The organism is Arcicella rosea, from assembly GCF_014204325.1.
Taxonomy (GTDB): domain Bacteria; phylum Bacteroidota; class Bacteroidia; order Cytophagales; family Spirosomataceae; genus Arcicella; species Arcicella rosea_A.
The window spans coordinates 186,768-204,483 of record NZ_JACHKT010000006.1 but is presented as its reverse complement, the minus strand read 5'-3'; the positions used below and the strand labels follow the sequence as shown (position 1 = coordinate 204,483).

Below are 17,716 nucleotides of genomic sequence, written 5' to 3'. Positions count from 1 at the left end.
AGCTACTATGGCGAAAATTACCTTACAAATATTTGAAATGTAATAGTTTTAGCGATTTTGGGAAATCATATAACTGTATTCCTAGTGAAACGCATACCAAAGTCGGAAAGGAAACTGGCAAAACCGCTCATATTGAGAAATTAAATAACACCATTAGACAACGCTTCAGCAGTTTCGTAAGAAAAACACTATCGTTTTCTAAAAAAGAGTATATGCTCAACCTTCATTTTAAACTTTGAGCATATCATACAATCAAAATATTGTCAGTTAAAATATTACAATACCAAAACATCATTGCAGGAATTATTGCCCACTGCTTTTTCCCCAAAAAACAAGTATTAAATATGAAGTTCTAAAATCTAATTAGTTAGTGATTTTTAGATAACTCTTTAATCGAACTCAGGTTGAATAAATGCTTGTGGTATCTATAAAATTAACCCCTGCTTCGGTTACAGTTTTTATTTGTTCATCAACTGTATTTTGGTCAAGATTTCCCATGTAACCCCAAAAACCTTTTCCACCATAATTCATTGTTCCTAAACACAAAGTTGAAACCTTCAAGCCTGTATTTCCTAAAATTTTGTAATCATCATTTTTATTCAATTGTGAAGTGCAAAGGTCGGAAGCTTAAAAAGTTCAACTGTATCTAAAATGCAGTTTGGCTGACTTCTTACTTCAAAACTTTTCAAACCAATTAAATTTATCCTGAATGATTTTTGTTTTTTCTTCTTGAAGATAATTCAGAAAAGCTTTTGCCACTGGTGAGAAATTTTTCCCTTTCAACCAAATCAAATGCCAAGTCGTAATGATGGGTAATCCGTTCACGGGGATGATTTGCAAGTCTCCGTTAAGTAGCTCATTTTTTATACCAATAAGTGGCATTATTGAATAACCCAAACCAGCAATTACTGCTTGCTTTACCGCTTCGTTAGAAGTCAGTTCCATCTTTTTTCTGACTGAAACTTTATTTTCCTCTACATATTTTTCCATCGCATGTCTAGTCCCTGAACCTTTTTCTCGATAAATAAGAGGAAGCGTTTCAAAAATATCTTTCTCGTAATTTCTATGGGTAAAGGATACTTGTGTATTACCAACCAAAAATAATTTGTTTTGCATCAAAGTAATTTTTTCAACCTGTAAATTGTCGGGTAAGACAGACACTAATGAAAAATCTACTTCATTATTCTCTAAACTTTCCAATACTTTGGCTTTGTTGGTTACATCCAAAATCAATTCTATGCCTTCGTGTTGCTTCAAAAAATCAGTTAAAAAGTAAGGAATCACATATTTTCCTGTAGAAACTACCGAAAGCTTTAGCCGCCCCGTGAGCTGTCCTTTGTAAGCTAACGTTTTGAAATTTATTGCGTTTACTTCATTCAAAATTCGCTCGGCAGCAATAGCGATTTCTTTTCCAAAATCTGTGACAAATAGCTTTCTTCCAACTACTTCTGTCAATGGAATATCGAATTGTTCTTGGAAATTTCGGAGTTGAATCGACACCGCAGGTTGAGTCAGGTGTAATTCTTCAGAGGCCTTTGTAATACTCTGAGTTTGGGTTACTTTCAAGAATACTTGTAGTTGATGTAAAGTATAATTCATAAATATATTTAATGATTAGTATAACAAATATAAATAAAATATATAACCAATCCAGCATTACGATTCTTTGTGCTGGGCATCATTGTCGTATCTCAGCCATGAAAATATCTGGCAGTTGTTGAGTACTTATAAAAACCTTTATTGTTAAAGACGCTTGCCTTCAAGTGCAAATACAGAAAATCTCAGGAAAATGGAAAAGTTCGAAATTTAAACTTGTTGATGACACAGCTTGGGAATTTTATGGCAGGAAAATTACTTCTTAACATATTATGAGAATGTGCATCGTATCTCAAACAAGATATTGATAATAATGAATGCTAAACAATTCAAACAGAGGAGTGTTTGTATTTGTGAGTTAAAGAAAACACATGAAAAAAAGCGAACTTCCTCAAAAAATCTGTCTTGTCTGTAAATTACCATTCTCTTGGCGTAAAAAATGGGAAAAGCATTGGGACGATGTAAAGTATTGTAGTGAAAAATGTAGAAGGAATAAAAACATAGCACATGCAAACCATTAAACTTATTTTCCCTCATCAATTATTTCAATTGAGTCCATTGTTTGCTGTAGAAGGTACTTTCTATTTGGTTGAAGAATTCCTGTTTTTCAGGCAATATAACTTTCACAAACAAAAAATAGCTTTTCATAGAGCTACCATGAAGTATTATGAAAACTTCTTGCTTGAGAAAGGCTTTTCGGTAAATTATGTTCAAGCCACGGAAAAAGAATCTGACATACGAGTATTAATTCCTTATTTACACAGTTTAGGCGTAGCATCTGTCGTTTTGATTGACCCTGTTGATGATTGGCTACTTAAAAGAGTAAAAGCGAGTTGTCATGAATTAAATATCAAAATTAATGTGCTAGAATCGCCTATGTTTTTGAATACAGGGCAAGAATTGGAACATTTTTTTAAACCATCAAAAAAGAAATTTTTTCAAACTGAATTTTATAAACAAGAAAGAATCAGTAGGAAAATTTTGTTAGAAGAATCGGGTGAGCCAATAGGAGGGCAATGGACTTTTGACGTAGATAATCGAAAGAAATATCCGAAAGGAAAGGCTATTGTAAAGTGTGAATATCCTTTAATAGATACTTATGCCCAAGAAGCCAGAGCCTACACAAATACCTATTTTGCTGACAATATTGGTATTTTTTCAGACAGTATAAATTATCCAATTGGTTACAAAGCAAGTGAACAATGGCTACATCAATTTCTTGAAAATCGCATGGTAGATTTTGGTGACTATGAGGATGCGATAGTACATAAAGAACTATTACTGAACCATAGTTTGCTCACGCCTATGCTGAATGTTGGGATGCTCAGTCCTGCACAGGTATTAAAGCATACTTTGCATTATAGTCATGCCAATGACGTACCAATTAATTCGCTGGAAGGTTTTATTAGGCAAATTATCGGCTGGCGTGAGTTTATCAGAGGAGTATATGTATCAAAAGGAAGTGAGGAACGAACAAAGAATTATTGGGGCTTCACTAAAAAGATTCCAAAGAGTTTCTATGATGGAAACACGGGGATTTTCCCTGTTGATGAAACCATCAAAAAGGTTTTGAAAACAGGTTATTGCCATCATATTGAGCGGTTGATGGTTCTTGGTAATTTTATGTTGCTTTGTGAATTTGACCCAGACGAAGTATATCGGTGGTTCATGGAATTCTTCATAGATGCTTATGATTGGGTAATGGTACCAAATGTGTACGGAATGAGCCAGTTTGCTGATGGTGGGATGATGTCCACAAAGCCTTATATAAGTGCCAGTAATTATCTTATGAAAATGAGTGATTATCCCAAAGGTGACTGGCAGGAGACTTGGGACGCATTATTTTGGCGATTTCTAGACAAACAACGAGTTTTTTTCCTAAAAAACCCAAGACTTAGTATGCTCGTTAAAACCTTTGATAAATGGGATGAAGACAAAAAGCAATCCATTCATCACCGTGCAAATGAATTCCTTGCTAGGTTAGAAGAGAATAGATGATTAATAATTACCCAAGACATCGGGTTTATCCAAAAGGTCAATATCCAATCAGAAAACATGATTTGATATTGACCTTCTTAGTATTTATTTGAATAAGATTTGTGAAAATAAGAAAATGTCGTGTCGCCAAACTGGCCAAGAATGACCGCCAGCGTATTCGCTATATTTGTATTTAATACCCATATCATCAAATTTTTTCAACATGATTTGGCAATTGGCATGAGCTATATCTTCTTTCCCTCCCATCGAAACCCATAATTCTTTAAGATTGGTATTGATGGTCGTGGTATTGTTTTTCATAAAATCATATTGTGGGTCAGATAATTTAGGATTGTTTGCCCACCATCCCGAACTGAACGCACCCTTGCAATACCCGTTCGCACTTGGTCGAAGCCTTTGGGTGCTTCTTTTTCTATTTTCTGTGCATAAACCATTAGGTTCATGAGAAAAAATATAGAAAAACTTACTATTGTTTTTTTCATAGTCGAATCGTTAAAAGATAAATTAGAGATAAATTTACTGTGGTTGTATGATTTGATACTTTCCGCTGAGGTGCATTAAGCTGAACAAATACATCAATCCGTCATAATATGGGTCGAAATAGCCATCTTCGTAAGGTTCTAATTTGGCATTCCAAACGGCTTTTACAAAATCTACTTTGTTTTTATCTTTGTTCACAAGCGAAGCTGTGGCTGCCGTAGCAACCAAGCCAATAGAATGTCTGAGTTTTGGGACAGTTCCTGCCTGCAAAATAAAATCAGGTTTTGTGCCGTCTAAATTAAACTGGTCGTCATAAGTATCCATTCCTTTTGAGCGAAGAAAATTTTGAAATCTTTTGGCATAATCTTCTTGCCAAGCTTTGTCTTTCCCAAACCAAGTATAATCCATGGCAATATTCATGGGTACACGCCATGAATCATAACGAAAGCCTGGCGGCATCCAGCGAGTTGGGTGGGGAGTTCCACTAAATTCTGTATAGTCTGAATTGAGTCCTGTTACTGGATGGCAAGCTCTGTGTAAAAAAACTCGAGAAGTATCGGCACATTCTTTATAAAAATCTTCGTGACCATCTTTGGCATATAATGCCCATACTTCATAAAATGCTGGTAAATGATATGAAGGGTCTGTCCAGTTATAACTATTGCCTTCAGGCACAAAGGTAATTTGCTTATGTTCTGTGTTTAACAGATTATAAATATTACCTGTACCATCTTTTTTCCACATGGCATCTAATATTCTTCGTGCTTCATTGTAATAGTTGATACCAGTATTGTTTCCCCATTTATTGGCTGCAAATAGTAAACTGGTGACATAATACAATTCGCCATCAGAAGCCGAACCTTCTGAATTTTTTTTCATCGTTTCAGTATTGATACTCCATGCAAAATAACCTTCACGTGGGCCGCTTTGGTGTTGAAGATATTTTTTTGACCATCTCCAAATTTTATCAAAAACCTCTTTTTTGTTGAGTTGAACGGCAATCATCATCCCATAAGAAAGTCCTTCGGTTCGGGCATCATGATTTTTTATATCAGAAACATAAGCCATAGAATCTCCAACGGCAAAATATACCCGATTAGATCCCTCAAAAATATCATAGTATGCTTTGGCAATTTTAGCATCTATCTCGTTTTGACTATATCCTATTTCCAAAAACAGATTATGGTATTTCCCTGTAACAATGGAAGCTTGACTATTTCCTCTTTCTAAATTGCTTTTACCTTGTCCTATTACTACAAATGGCTTAAATAATACTATTGAAAATATTAATATAACTGCTATTTGTATTTTATTAGTTATTAAGTTAATTATCTGGTTTTTCATTTGTCCTTTATCAAAATGGATCATTATATAATCTCATCTTTTGCATATTTATTTAAACAATAATGGAGCTAATTCGTATAAACTTCTACGCCAAGTTTGGAACTCGTGACCAGTTTTGTCGGAAATATAAGAAACAGCATTGAAATTTGCCTCTTTTAATGCTTCAACAGCTTTTATGACGCCTTCGGGTCTTTCTCTGCTACCGCAACTCAAGAAAATAAGTTTTACTTTAGATTTATCCTTGATGTCGGTTGGTGCATAAGTACCACCACTCAAAAGTGCATAATATGAAAACACTTCTGGCTTATTCAAGGTAATGGTTTTTGTTTCCATGCCACCCATACTTAGTCCAGCCATTGCACGGTGCGTTTGTTTGGCAATGGTTCTGAAATGAGCATCAATGTATGGTATCAATTCATCTATCAAAACCGTTTGAAATGCTTCAATTTTGAAATCTCTTATTCTTCCGTATTTCACTTCGTTGGTCATGCCATAAGTATTTACGATAATGAAAGGTTTGATTTTTCCTTCGGTAATGAGGTTGTCCATGATTAAATTGGCATGACCTTGGTTCATCCAAGCAGTTTCGTCTTCGCCCCAGCCATGTTGTAAATACAAAACAGGGTATTTCTCTTTGCCCATTTCGTAGCCAGGAGGCGTATAAACAAAGGCTCTGCGTGAAGTATTGGTGCTTGGCGAAGGAAATAAAACTTGCTGTACATGACCGTGCGGTACGTTTTTGAGGGTATAAAAATCTTGGTCATGAGCAGGAATTTCAATGCCACTTTCCCAACGAATTGAGCCGTAGTAATTCATAGCTCCGGGGTCATTAAATTTTCCTCCGTCGATTTTTACATTATAATAATGAAAACCTTCGTCCATTGGGCCTTCTGTAGTGCCCATCCAGCTTCCGTCACTAGCTTTTTCTAATTTTGTGCCACCTCTACCACCAAGACCCAAACTTACACGAACACTATCAGCAGCAGGGGCTATAATTTTAAAACGGGCATATCCTTGAGAATTTACCATCGGATACTCTTGTTGCGGTTGGTTGAGCGAAGAGGGTTTAAAGTCCTCAATAATAGTCGTTTGCTGTGCCTGAGCAAAGGAAAATCCAAAGGAAATGATTGTGGTCAATAAGAGTAATAAAATTTTGATTTTCATTGTTTTTAGGTTAACGTTAAATTGAATAATTGAATAAATGAGTGATATGACTGATAATCAAATTTATATAAATAAAAACGTTGCTTAAATTGTGTCCATTACTTTAAATACTATTGATAAATATTGAGATTTATAACCAATTGTTCCGTTTCATCCAATCAAAAAGAGGTTCCATCCAACCTTTATGGCGAAAAATAAATCCATGGTCGCCTTTGGGATAAATGTGCATTTCTACCTCTACTTTATTTTTTCGTAAATTTTCAAAATATGAAATACTGTTGTCAACATCGACGAGTTTATCGTCGGCAGCGTGGGTCAAATAAGCGGGTGGCGTATTGGCTTTAATTTGTAGTTCGTTTGAAAAATTTTCTATGTCGGCAACGGTAGGGTTTTTACCGATAAGATTATCACGTGAACCACCGTGCGTCAGTCCGTCTTTCATGGTAATAACGGGATAAACCAATATCTGAAAATCAGGTCGTAAGCTTGTGTTATTAGAATTTTCGATATACGATTTTTCAAAATGCGTAGCGGCAGTACTTGCCAAATGTCCTCCTGCCGAAAAGCCCATAATGCCTATTTTGTTTTTATCAATCCCAAATTTATCGGCATTTTCACGCAACAATTTGATAGCTTGTTGAGCATCTTGCAATGAGCCTATTTTTTTATCCACCATTATTTCATCGCTGGGCAACCTGTATTTTAGCACAAATGCCGAAATCCCCTTTTCTGCCAATGCTTTGGCGGTACTCAAGCCCTCACCATTGTAAACTATTACTCCATAGCCACCCCCAGCAATCACGATAACAGAAGTACCGTTTGGCTTTTCGGGTTTTATATATTCCAACGTTGGTACGGTGACATCTTTATATAGACCTTTGTCAGCACCCGTTTCGCTGATATTTCTTGCTTTGGCATTGGGAACAGCACCTTCATACAAAGGAATAATCTGCTGTGCATTCCCTGCATAGCTACTGATAAAAAGGGCAAGTACAAAGAGCTTATTTTTCATTTTGTATAAAAATGGATTTATATTTTACTGGTTTACAATTATTTATAATAAATATCGACAACCAAAAGGATTGCCAACAGGTTTGTAAAAAAACTTAGACCAGTAGGAAATCAATGATAAATTTTATTGAATATAATCCTCTTGTCGATTTTATCTATGTTTTCTTTATAAATGTAGTTTAGGGTATAATTCTTAGTCCGAAAAGTTTCGGAATCATGTATGAAATCTTTCATTACTAAATCGATATAAATGTTATAAATCTTCAATGTATCTGTCAGGTTTTTTACGTCTTTGGCAATGGTATAGACATTCTTACTCTGATATAAATAATTTTGCGTATAAACCTTCACATACAAACTATCTCCCAATTGGCTAACATCTAAGGAATCTACATATCTTAAAGAATCTATCGGAATATTTTTGATTTGCTCAGAAATCAGATTCCACTGTTCTTTTTTAGGAAAATAGCCGATGAGTCTAAAGTCCATATCCATAAACTCATTTAAGCCAATTCGACTTATGTTTTTATAGCTGTTACTGGTGCTTTTGTAGTTCTTTACTTTGTTTGCTTGTGCTGAGGTTTTGAACATAGCGACAAATAGGCAAAACCCTAAAAGTGCTATCCTTGTTGATTTTTTCATTTTTATCGGTTTAGCTATTTCATTTATTTTAATAGATGACAGTATGGAACTGTACCATGTACCTCTATTAATATACGTACAAAATAGTATTTCCTTGTTTATTAACATTAACCATCTTCAAGAAAAATTTATGTAGCAAAGTAAGTGAATAGATAAAAAATTGAGTAGCACAAATAAGTAAATAAAAGCACCTAATGTTCAATGAACATGAAATTGTTAAATAAATATAAATAATATTACAAAAACGAGTTCAAAATATGGAAAGCATGACTAATATCTATAAAACTTTGAAGTAGTTTAGAAATGAACCTATTAAGTAAAAAGCTGCCCCAAATATAAAATTTGGAGCAGCCTCTTTTATCTATTCAATATTAATAACCTGGATTTTGTGTAAATGGTGGCCCTGCAACTGTACGGTCTATTTCAGACTGTGGAATTGGTCTTAAAAGATGGAAATCTTTCACGTAAGGAGCTGCTTCGGTATTCCAAAGCTTAATGCGTCTCACCAAAGATTTTGTACGTACTAAGTCTTGGTATCTCATCCACTCGCCAAATAATTCACGGCTTCTTTCATCCAAAATAAAGTCAACAGTTACATCTGCTTCTTTTATTAACATCGCTTCTGCGGCTGCAGCATTTTGAGCTGCCGAATTAGTTTTGCGATAAGCTGCTCTTTGACGAAGCACGTTCAACAATTCAGCTGCTTTTGCTTTATTGCCTGCTTGTAGGTAAGCTTCTGCTCCTACCAAATATACTTCAGCAAAACGTGTAATCACAACTGGACGAGTTGATGGGTCATTGAAATTACTTCCACGACTTGGATCCATGTGTTTTTTAATTGCAGGATAAACATCAGATTTCCAAAGACTTGGTGGAACTACAATACCTTTAAATGGTCTTGTTCCAACGAATTGAGGCGCACCCGGCACTTCAAAATCAGGCAACCAAACAGCAGTATCAACACCTATTTGTGTGGTGTAACCAATTCCTCTTTTGTTATTGGCTGCTGTTGCAGTATTCGTAATTGATTGATTGGCGATATACACTGTATAAAATGTATTGGCAAATCTTGAATCAATATCTCTTCTTACAAAAGCTTGGTCAAGAAAATAGTTTTTCCCAGCAGTTTCACCAGCGGTTTGTTTAACGCTATTTGGGCGAATACGTTGGTATGGACGACCATAATATGAGTCACGCACCATCAATGAAGTACCAGAATTTACCAATATGCCGCTTGCATTTACATTTGAATTAACTCCACTGTTGTTTGGATAATTCCAGTTAGTAAACCAAGGCGTAAGGTTTTGTCCACCACCAGCACTGGCACCACCACCTACAGAATAATAACCAAATTTGGCATCATTTGAGTGGTCACTAACAAACATGGTTTCTTTACCATAATCATTTGCAGGCACGAAAGCATCACCGAAATCTTGCCATAAATCCAATCCGTAAGTTGCCTTATTCGCAATAATTTCATTTGAAATTTTTGCTGCCTCTGCAAAATCCGCTTGTGAATTAGTCAACCAACCACGTGTAAGATACGCCTTTGCCAAGAAGAACATTGCAACAGGCTTAGTAGCAGCTTTACCTAAGAATGGAGCCGTTGACTTGTCTGGTAAATCAGCGGAAGCTTCTGTTAAGTCCTTAATAATCAGCTTATAAACTTCGGCTGCTGGGTCTCTTTTTGCAGCTTAAGAAGGAACAGTTATAAACTCCGTATGACTATCATCTAAATAAATATCTTTTACTGAACGCCCAACGAAGCTTCCAACACCACTGTATTTTTTTGATGTTAACTTATCAACCCGAAAAGTTTTACCAGTATTTGGGTTTAGAATGTTCAGTCCATCTTCTGTTCCTACCCATAGTTTTCCCTCTTTATCGAAAGCAATTTTATAAATACTATTATTGCTAAGTGTTTGAAAATCAGAATCAATACCTTTAAAATATTTAAAAGTCTTATTTGCTAAATCAATTTTATTGAGTCCTTCACCAGTACCAATCCAAATATTTCCAAATTTGTCTTCTACCAAAGAACGTACAATATCATTTGAAATAGTCAATGGATTTTCTTTACTATGTACAAAACGGATGAAATTTCCATTTTTAGGATTAAGTAAATGTAAACCAGCATTTGTACCAACCCAAACCCTATTTTTACTATCTTCAAATACAGATAAAATTACATTGGAGTTTAATTGATCTTTTCTCAGCGGATTGGCTTTATAAGTAACGATTTTTTCCGTTTTAGGATTAAAATAATACAAGCCAGCGTATGTTCCAACCCAAATATTTCCGAGGTGGTCAGCTTGTAAGCTTCTAATCCAGCCTAATTTACTAAAATCATAATTGATAAAATTATTTAAACTTCGATTGTATAACGACAGCGTAATGTTCGTTCCAATCCATAGATTACCCTCTTTGTCTTCTTGCATAGCCATAACGACTCCTCTGCCGATAGTAGAGGAATCTGTTTCACTATGGCGATACACTACAAAATTTTGTCCATCAAATTTATTTAAGCCATCATCGGTTCCAAACCACATAAACCCATACTTATCTTTTAAGATAGTGTTGACAGTATTGGAAGAAAGTCCACTTTTACTATTGATATTGATAAAATTATAGTTTTTTACTTGTCCAAAAGATTGTTGGAATACCAGCAGTAAAAATATAAAGAGGTTTTTATTTGTCATGGTCAATTACGTTATTCACCCAACAATAGAAACAATACCTATTTGAAAAGTAATTATTTAAAAGAGGTTACATAAAAATAATTAAACACTCAGATAAGTCTTGTTAAAATAAACGCAATATTCACGAGGTTGATGAAGAAGGGCTTTTACTTTACGTTCAATTATTTCGGGAACAAGCTAATTCCCGTTATTCTATTTTAGGGAACGGTTTAAATAATTCACATGAAAATATTGAGGTTTTAAGAAGGAGCCTTTGCAGTATTCAGTTTTTGTAAGTAGAAAATACTAGAACGAAATTGTTTAAACAGCTTCAACAATAATATAGTAATACAATGGACTTTGAGCTGTCAAAGAAGGCAATTGTCCAAAATCATTTATTTAGCTTCCGAGTACCACTTTTTCTTAAACCAGAAGGCTACTCTAACCAATAAAATTAATGCAGGAACTTCTACCAAAGGACCAATCACACCTGCAAAGGCTTGTCCACTGTTAATGCCAAATATTCCGATGGCAACTGCAATAGCCAATTCAAAATTATTTCCTGTTGCCGTGAATGAAATGGCAGTATTTTTAGCATAATCTGCTCCCATTTTTTTACCAATAACAAAACTTACCAAAAACATGATAATGAAGTAAAGTACCAAAGGAACTGCAATTGTTAGTACATCAAATGGAATTTGAACAATTAATTTTCCCTTCAAACTGAACATCAATACAATGGTAAAAAGTAAAGCAATCAAAGTAATAGGAGAAATAAAAGGAATATATTTTTGATTAAACCATTCAATCCCTTTCCATTTTATTAATACATATCGACTGATAATTCCTGCAAAAAATGGAATACCTAAATAAATCAAAACACTTTCAGCAATCTGTTCAATCGTGATGTTTACTTCCATACTTTTTACGCCAAAATATGGTGGTAAAACCGTGATAAAAAGATAAGCGTAAATGCTGTAAAATAGAATTTGAAAAACGCTATTTAAGGCTACCAATCCAGCAGCATATTCACGATTTCCTTCTGCTAATTCATTCCAAACAATAACCATGGCAATGCACCTAGCAATACCAATTAAAATTAAACCAACCATGTATTCAGGTTGATTATGAAAGAAAAGAATTGCCAATAAAAACATCAAAATTGGTCCGATTATCCAATTTAATAAAAGCGAGACACTTAATATTTTTGTATTTTTGAATACTTCACCCATGTTCTCAAAACGTACTTTTGCTAAAGGTGGATACATCATCAATATTAATCCAATCGCTAATGGAATATTAGTTGTTCCGCTAGAAAACGAATTAATAAATTGAGATGAATCTGGAACAAAATAGCCAATCCCGACACCGATAAACATGGCAAGGAAAATCCATAAAGTTAGGTATTGATCTAAAAAACTTAGCTTTTTGCGTTGGGTTGGATTGCAGTTGATAGCACTCATAAAGATTGATGAATTACTTATTTATTTAAAATGAGAAGTTAAAATGCCTTTTTGAGCATTTCTGCAAATTCATTTGGAAGCGGACTAGCTTCAATGGCTTTAACAGATAAATCAATATCATAGTGAAAGCGAATAAATTGTACTTGAAGGCTTTCTTTATATAAATTCCCGCTATTCTTGTGAATATGTAAGACTACAAAACCTCCTTGTGCATTGCCATCTTTGGGTTTCCCCACAGACCCAGTATTGATTGCGTGATAATATTTGGTCGTATTACCAACGGTTTCAGATAAAATACGATAGTAAGGTTTATGAGAATGACCAAAGCATAAAATATCAACATCAGCATCTTTAAAAACATTGATAAAATCGTTTTCATCTTTATCTTCTAAAAGATATTCCTCGTTACTTTTTGGGCTACCGTGTACCAAAAGCATTTTTAGAGAGTCTTCATTGAACTGAAAATCAATTTGGATATGAGCGGGTAGCGTAGCCAAATACTCTTTTTCACTTGCTCCAATAATACTGTAAGCATAGTTTTTACCTGTTTCGGCTAATTGCTTTTCAGTTAAATTTTTGACTTTCGCATCGTGATTCCCCGCTATCGTTGGAATATGTCGTTTCCTAATTTCATTGATTACTTCATTGGGGAAAACGTTGTAACCGACTAAATCACCTAAGCAATAAATCGCATCAGGCTTTTGTTTTTCTATCTCTTCTAAAGCTCTTTCAAACGCTGGTAAATTTGCGTGAACATCAGAAAAAAGTACAATTTTCATGTTGAAGTAAATATTAAAAACTTGCAGTATTTATAATTAATGTTAACGCTTTCTGATTTTCTAAACGATTGTCAGAAAGCGTTTTCCAGCCATTTTTATTAGCAACAACCACCGCCAGGTGTGCAAGCGTTAGGGTTTGCCACTGCTAAATCCGCCAAAGAAATCTTCTTTTTTACAGGAGGAATCCCGCATTTATCTTGTGCTAAACAATTTGTTTGCTGAGAAACCAGAATAAATTTTTGACCATTGAAAGATAAACCATACTTCCCAATAGTTTCTCCCTGATATTCAACTTCAATAGGTAAATCTTCCATTCCTAAAACCTTTTCAGATAAGGCTATAATACCTAAAAGTTTTTGTGGTGCTAAACGATGGTCAAAATCATTGGCATTCCACAACTGGAAATTTGCCACTTTTTCATTACGAACGGTTCCGCCACAATCAATAAAGTTTTTGGTGATAACCCCTACTTCGGTTACATGAAAATGTGCAGGTACTCTTTGTCCATTTTCTAATTCAAAACTTACTTCTTGAGCAGTTGCCAATATTGCTTTGATTTCTGATAGTATCATGTTTTTGTTTTGTTTTTAACAACAGTTAAATTTTTTATTTTCAAGTTTCTTCAAAATACCATTAAAGTAATTTTTCAAACCTTCAATGGCAGTTTCATTGATACAGTAACAAATGGCATTTCCTTCAATGGTACCTTTAATAATTCCAGCATTTTTAAGCTCTTTCAAATGCTGTGAAATAGTGGGCTGTGCTAAATGCAATTCGTTTACAATATCGCCACAAATACAACTATCAACAGTTAATAAATAATCAACTATCGCTATTCTTGCTGGATGTCCAAGGGCTTTAATGATACCAGCCAATTCGTTTTGCTCAGCACTGTAATGCGCTGCTTTTGTAATACCCATTTTTATATAATATTATTATATTGCAATATTACGATAAACATTTGATATAAAAATATGAGTCATCCGATTTTTTTCTTTGGAATAATGAGTTTTAGAGAATTTCAATGTATTATCGTCTAGTCCTTACTTTTCTTTCTCTGATGAAAGAAAAGTAACCAAAGCGTCGGTTGCAAAAGAAAATCAAGAATTCATAATCGAAGTGCGAACCACCTCGCTCCGCTCAAACAGTAGGAATTCGTTACTCATCAATCATAAAAAAGCGGTCGAAATTAGTTTTTCGACCGCTTTTTATAATAAAATTCGGGATGACTTATGTTGATTAGCCTGAAATTTCTCTATATTTCTAAAGCCTATGCTTGTTTACGAGCTATCGCTTTCAATGCTTTTTCTACGATTGATGCTGCATTCAAACCATACTTTTCCATTAATTGAGCAGGAGTTCCCGATTCACCGAATGAATCTTCTACACCAACATATTCTAATGGAGCAAGATGCTTTTTGATTAATACTTGTGCAATAGAATCCCCTAAACCACCAGCAATTTGGTGTTCTTCGGCAGAAACTGCACAACCAGTTTTGCGAACTGATGCTAAGACAGCTTCTTCGTCCAAAGGTTTAATCGTATGGATATTGATAATTTCTGCATCAATACCTTTTTCTGCTAAAATTTCTCCCGCTAAAATAGCTTCCCATACTAAATGTCCTGTTGCGAATATACTTACGTCTGCACCTTCGTTGACCATCCAAGCTTTACCGATGATAAATTCTTGGTCTGGAGCAGTAAAAATTGGAACAACTGGACGACCGAAACGTAAATAAACTGGACCTTCGTGTTCAGCCACAGCGATAGTAGCAGCTTTCGTTTGGTTATAGTCACAAGGGTTGATTACAGTCATACCTGGAAGCATTTTCATCATTCCTAAATCTTCTAAGATTTGGTGAGTAGCACCATCTTCACCCAACGTTAAACCAGCATGTGAACAAGCGATTTTAACATTTTTGTTTGAATAAGCTACTGACTGACGGATTTGGTCATAAACACGACCAGTACCGAAGTTAGCAAAAGTAGTAGCAAAAGGTATTTTTCCACCGATTGTCAAACCTGCAGCGATACAAATCATGTTTGCTTCAGCAATACCCGTTTGGAAAAAACGTTCAGGATTTTCTTTGATAAAAGCATCCAATTTCAATGAACCAATTAAGTCAGCACAAAGTGCTACAACATTTGGGTTGGTTTGTCCCAACACCTGCATTCCAGCACCGAAGCCAGAACGAGTATCTTTTTTTTCTGTGAAAGTATATTTTTTCATGTTGAATTTCTAAGTAAATCAAAATCAGTTGAATAGATTTTGAAGGAGTAATATTATGTAATGATTTTTACTTTGCATTGATTAATAATCTCCCAAAGTTTCAGGCAATTGAGCTAAAGCTGCGGCTAATTGCTCGTCGTTTGGAGCAACGCCATGCCATTTGTGTGAACCCATCATAAAGTCAACACCAGCACCCATTTCGGTGGTCATCAAAATCATTGTTGGCTGTCCGTTTCCAGAAAAAGCACGAGCTTCTGCTAATACTTTTACTACGTCTGCCATATCGTTACCATTCATTTTCATTACATTCCAACCGAAAGCTGCATATTTAGCTCCTAAATCTCGGTTGTTCATTACTTTGTCCGTTGGCCCGTCGATTTGCTGACCATTGTAGTCGATAACAGCGACCAAATTATCAACTTTGTGGTGTGGAGCATACATTGCCGCTTCCCAAACTTGACCTTCGTTTTGCTCGCCATCACCCATTAAAACAAATACCAAAGAATTGTCTTTGTTCAATTTTTTCGCTTGAGCTGCACCAATGGCTACTGACATTCCTTGTCCTAAAGAACCAGAAGCGATACGAATTCCTTCAAGGTGTTCATGCGTAGTTGGGTGACCTTGAAGACGAGAATTTAATTTACGGAAAGTTGCTAATTCAGCCGCTGGGAAGTATCCAGCACGAGCTAATACTGAATAGAAAACTGGAGAAATATGTCCATTTGATAAGAAGAAAAGGTCTTCGCCGATACCGTCCATATCAAAAACTTTGTTTCCAGCATCATCTGCTTTTAAAGTCATTTGGTCGAAGTAAAGACCAACCAATAAATCAGCACAGCCTAATGAACCGCCTGGGTGACCAGACTGACAAGCGTGTACTTGACGTACGATGTCACGACGTACTTGCGAAGCAACTTTTTGTAATTCAGTAATTACCATTTGTTCTTGATTAATTTTTTGTATGCTTTTGTTATTTTTATAGTTTACTAGCCTAAATTATTTGAGAGAATTACTATAACACTATAGAACACCTTGTCCAAAAAAATGAGCTAAACGTTTTGTTTTTTATCGCAATTTAATATACTTTTTTTTAGATTAAACCATAACACAATAGAACACTTGATGCAAAAATAAAATGTGTCGATAATACACATTTTCAATTTAATAAAAAAATGACTTGTAAAAGTCAAAGCGTTCAATTATTCATTGATGAAACAAAAGTAGATATTAAATATAACATGAACAATTTTTGTTTTGATAAATTAAAGAGCTTTTAAATATTTTATTTCAAAAAAGTAGTTTTCTTAGAAGATTTAGAAAACCACTTTTTTTAAAATACTTTATGCTTCACGTACAATTCCTAAAGAAATAGCTTCTGAAAGTGATATTTTATCCGTAAAATTTTCATCAATAAGTATTTCCTCTGAAATTTTTCTTAATTGCTTCCACGTTGATTCTAAGGCATTTTTAATGATAAATGAACCTTTAATTTCTATGGTTATTTCTGTCTCAGTAGCATTTTTAATGCTATTGTTTACTTTGTTTAATAAGGCTTTTCTTTCTGCTTTTTCATCAAAAAAAACAGGTTTGTGCTGATTTTTTTCTAAAATGCTATCGAGTTCTTCTACTGAAGTAATAGGTTTTTCAATATCACTTTTAGCTAATTGTTGGATGGTTTTTTTATCAACTTTTGTTTTTCCATTCAATACTTCGCCTTTCAACGCTATATTCATTTTATCTAAACCCTGAGCAAAAACGGCATCTCTTTTAATTGTTGCGGGACTTACATTAAACTCTTGGGCTAGTTTTGACGCTGTATCAATCAATACTAAATCTTCTACTCCTTTACCTGTTCTAACCCCTCCTTGTTTTGTTCTAAGTCGTTGATATTTAAGTCCTCTCAAGTATGAAATCTGTTCAGAAGTCATGTTTCTACGACCTACTTGAAAATCAATCATAAAATCTTTGACATCCTCGATGGTTGGAAACGACATCAAGTCTATCTGAAAATCTATGCCATTTCTTTTGCAAATTTCATAGCGGTGATGACCATCAAATAACACAAAAGCGGCATCATTCGGGTTTTCACTGGTTGGATTAATCACACTTTGGGTAGTATCCCAAATCAGTAATGGCGTTCTACAACCATTTGCAATGATACTTTCTTCTAATGAACTAAACTCATCGGCATTCAAAGGAGGAATAAAATCCTTTAATTCAGGTAAAATAATGAGGTTATTCTTAATATTTTCAGAGCTTATTAGCTTATTATTCTTTAAAGTATTAGCAGTACTTAACGCTAATTGTTTTTTAAAATCAATCCCTTTCATA

At 34.6% G+C, this 17,716-nt stretch carries 18 protein-coding genes and 2 pseudogenes; 3 read left to right on the top strand and 17 right to left on the bottom strand.

All coding sequences use genetic code 11. From position 1 onward, the window contains the following. Positions 1–206 (top strand): annotated as a pseudogene (locus tag HNP25_RS21685) (IS1 family transposase); the annotation flags it as partial. A gap of 193 nt (positions 207–399) precedes the next feature. Here the strand turns inward: HNP25_RS21685 and HNP25_RS21810 are convergent. After that, the gene (locus HNP25_RS21810) at positions 400–603 is read right to left on the bottom strand and encodes an aldo/keto reductase (protein ID WP_229202803.1); all 204 of its coding nucleotides are present in this window, start codon (positions 601–603) and stop codon (positions 400–402) included. A gap of 72 nt (positions 604–675) precedes the next feature. Then, entirely contained in the window at positions 676–1,599 is a 924-nt protein-coding gene (locus HNP25_RS06315; protein ID WP_184132020.1) for a LysR family transcriptional regulator, read from the bottom strand. Positions 1,600–1,967: 368 nt separating this feature from the next. Between HNP25_RS06315 and HNP25_RS06310 the strand changes: the two genes are divergently transcribed. Then, entirely contained in the window at positions 1,968–2,117 is a 150-nt protein-coding gene (locus HNP25_RS06310) for a DUF2256 domain-containing protein (RefSeq protein WP_184131999.1), read from the top strand. Continuing rightward, on the top strand, positions 2,104–3,594 hold the full coding sequence (locus HNP25_RS06305) for a cryptochrome/photolyase family protein (protein WP_184131996.1): 1,491 nt from the start codon (positions 2,104–2,106) through the stop codon (positions 3,592–3,594). Before HNP25_RS06310 ends, HNP25_RS06305 begins: the two co-directional genes overlap by 14 nt. Positions 3,595–3,678: 84 nt before the next feature. On the opposite strand, the pseudogene HNP25_RS06300 reads toward HNP25_RS06305, so the two are convergent. The 15 genes and pseudogenes from HNP25_RS06300 to HNP25_RS06220 form a co-directional block, all read right to left on the bottom strand. Then, positions 3,679–3,957: pseudogene (locus HNP25_RS06300) on the bottom strand (esterase); the annotation flags it as partial. Next, a complete protein-coding gene (locus tag HNP25_RS06295) occupies positions 3,891–4,037 on the bottom strand; it encodes a hypothetical protein (protein ID WP_184131993.1) in 147 nt (48 codons plus the stop codon). The gene HNP25_RS06295 and the pseudogene HNP25_RS06300, both read right to left, overlap by 67 nt. Before the next feature lie 73 nt (positions 4,038–4,110). Continuing rightward, the gene (locus HNP25_RS06290; protein WP_184131990.1) at positions 4,111–5,418 is read right to left on the bottom strand and encodes a family 8 glycosyl hydrolase; all 1,308 of its coding nucleotides are present in this window, start codon (positions 5,416–5,418) and stop codon (positions 4,111–4,113) included. 48 nt (positions 5,419–5,466) lie between these two features. Then, positions 5,467–6,582 carry an alpha/beta hydrolase-fold protein gene (locus HNP25_RS06285; RefSeq protein ID WP_184131987.1) on the bottom strand — a complete coding sequence of 372 codons (1,116 nt, stop codon included), beginning with the start codon at positions 6,580–6,582 and terminating at the stop codon, positions 5,467–5,469. 130 nt (positions 6,583–6,712) lie between these two features. Further along, complete coding sequence (locus HNP25_RS06280; protein WP_184131985.1) at positions 6,713–7,594, bottom strand: alpha/beta hydrolase; 882 nt, start codon at positions 7,592–7,594, stop codon at positions 6,713–6,715. Between the two features lie 110 nt (positions 7,595–7,704). Then, a complete protein-coding gene (locus tag HNP25_RS06275) occupies positions 7,705–8,082 on the bottom strand; it encodes a hypothetical protein (RefSeq protein ID WP_221432421.1) in 378 nt (125 codons plus the stop codon). Positions 8,083–8,606: 524 nt separating this feature from the next. Then, the gene (locus HNP25_RS06270) at positions 8,607–9,800 is read right to left on the bottom strand and encodes a RagB/SusD family nutrient uptake outer membrane protein (RefSeq protein WP_229202802.1); all 1,194 of its coding nucleotides are present in this window, start codon (positions 9,798–9,800) and stop codon (positions 8,607–8,609) included. Positions 9,801–9,929: 129 nt separating this feature from the next. Continuing rightward, on the bottom strand, positions 9,930–10,934 hold the full coding sequence (locus HNP25_RS21805; protein WP_229202801.1) for a ligand-binding sensor domain-containing protein: 1,005 nt from the start codon (positions 10,932–10,934) through the stop codon (positions 9,930–9,932). A gap of 374 nt (positions 10,935–11,308) precedes the next feature. Then, positions 11,309–12,376, bottom strand: a complete 1,068-nt coding sequence (arsB, locus tag HNP25_RS06250; RefSeq protein WP_184131979.1) for an ACR3 family arsenite efflux transporter — start codon at positions 12,374–12,376, stop codon at positions 11,309–11,311. Positions 12,377–12,414: 38 nt separating this feature from the next. Continuing rightward, complete coding sequence (locus HNP25_RS06245) at positions 12,415–13,155, bottom strand: metallophosphoesterase family protein (RefSeq protein ID WP_184131976.1); 741 nt, start codon at positions 13,153–13,155, stop codon at positions 12,415–12,417. Positions 13,156–13,253: 98 nt separating this feature from the next. After that, positions 13,254–13,727 (bottom strand): DUF6428 family protein, encoded by a 474-nt coding sequence (locus HNP25_RS06240; protein ID WP_184131973.1) that lies wholly within the window; start codon positions 13,725–13,727, stop codon positions 13,254–13,256. Between the two features lie 15 nt (positions 13,728–13,742). Continuing rightward, a complete protein-coding gene (locus HNP25_RS06235; protein WP_184131971.1) occupies positions 13,743–14,075 on the bottom strand; it encodes an ArsR/SmtB family transcription factor in 333 nt (110 codons plus the stop codon). Positions 14,076–14,425: 350 nt separating this feature from the next. Next, positions 14,426–15,385: a transketolase family protein gene (locus HNP25_RS06230; RefSeq protein WP_184131968.1), complete on the bottom strand. Its 960-nt coding sequence runs from the start codon at positions 15,383–15,385 to the stop codon at positions 14,426–14,428. Between the two features lie 81 nt (positions 15,386–15,466). After that, on the bottom strand, positions 15,467–16,324 hold the full coding sequence (locus HNP25_RS06225; protein WP_184131966.1) for a transketolase: 858 nt from the start codon (positions 16,322–16,324) through the stop codon (positions 15,467–15,469). A gap of 401 nt (positions 16,325–16,725) precedes the next feature. After that, positions 16,726–17,715, bottom strand: a complete 990-nt coding sequence (locus HNP25_RS06220) for a ParB N-terminal domain-containing protein (protein WP_184131963.1) — start codon at positions 17,713–17,715, stop codon at positions 16,726–16,728. Position 17,716 lies beyond the last annotated feature (1 nt).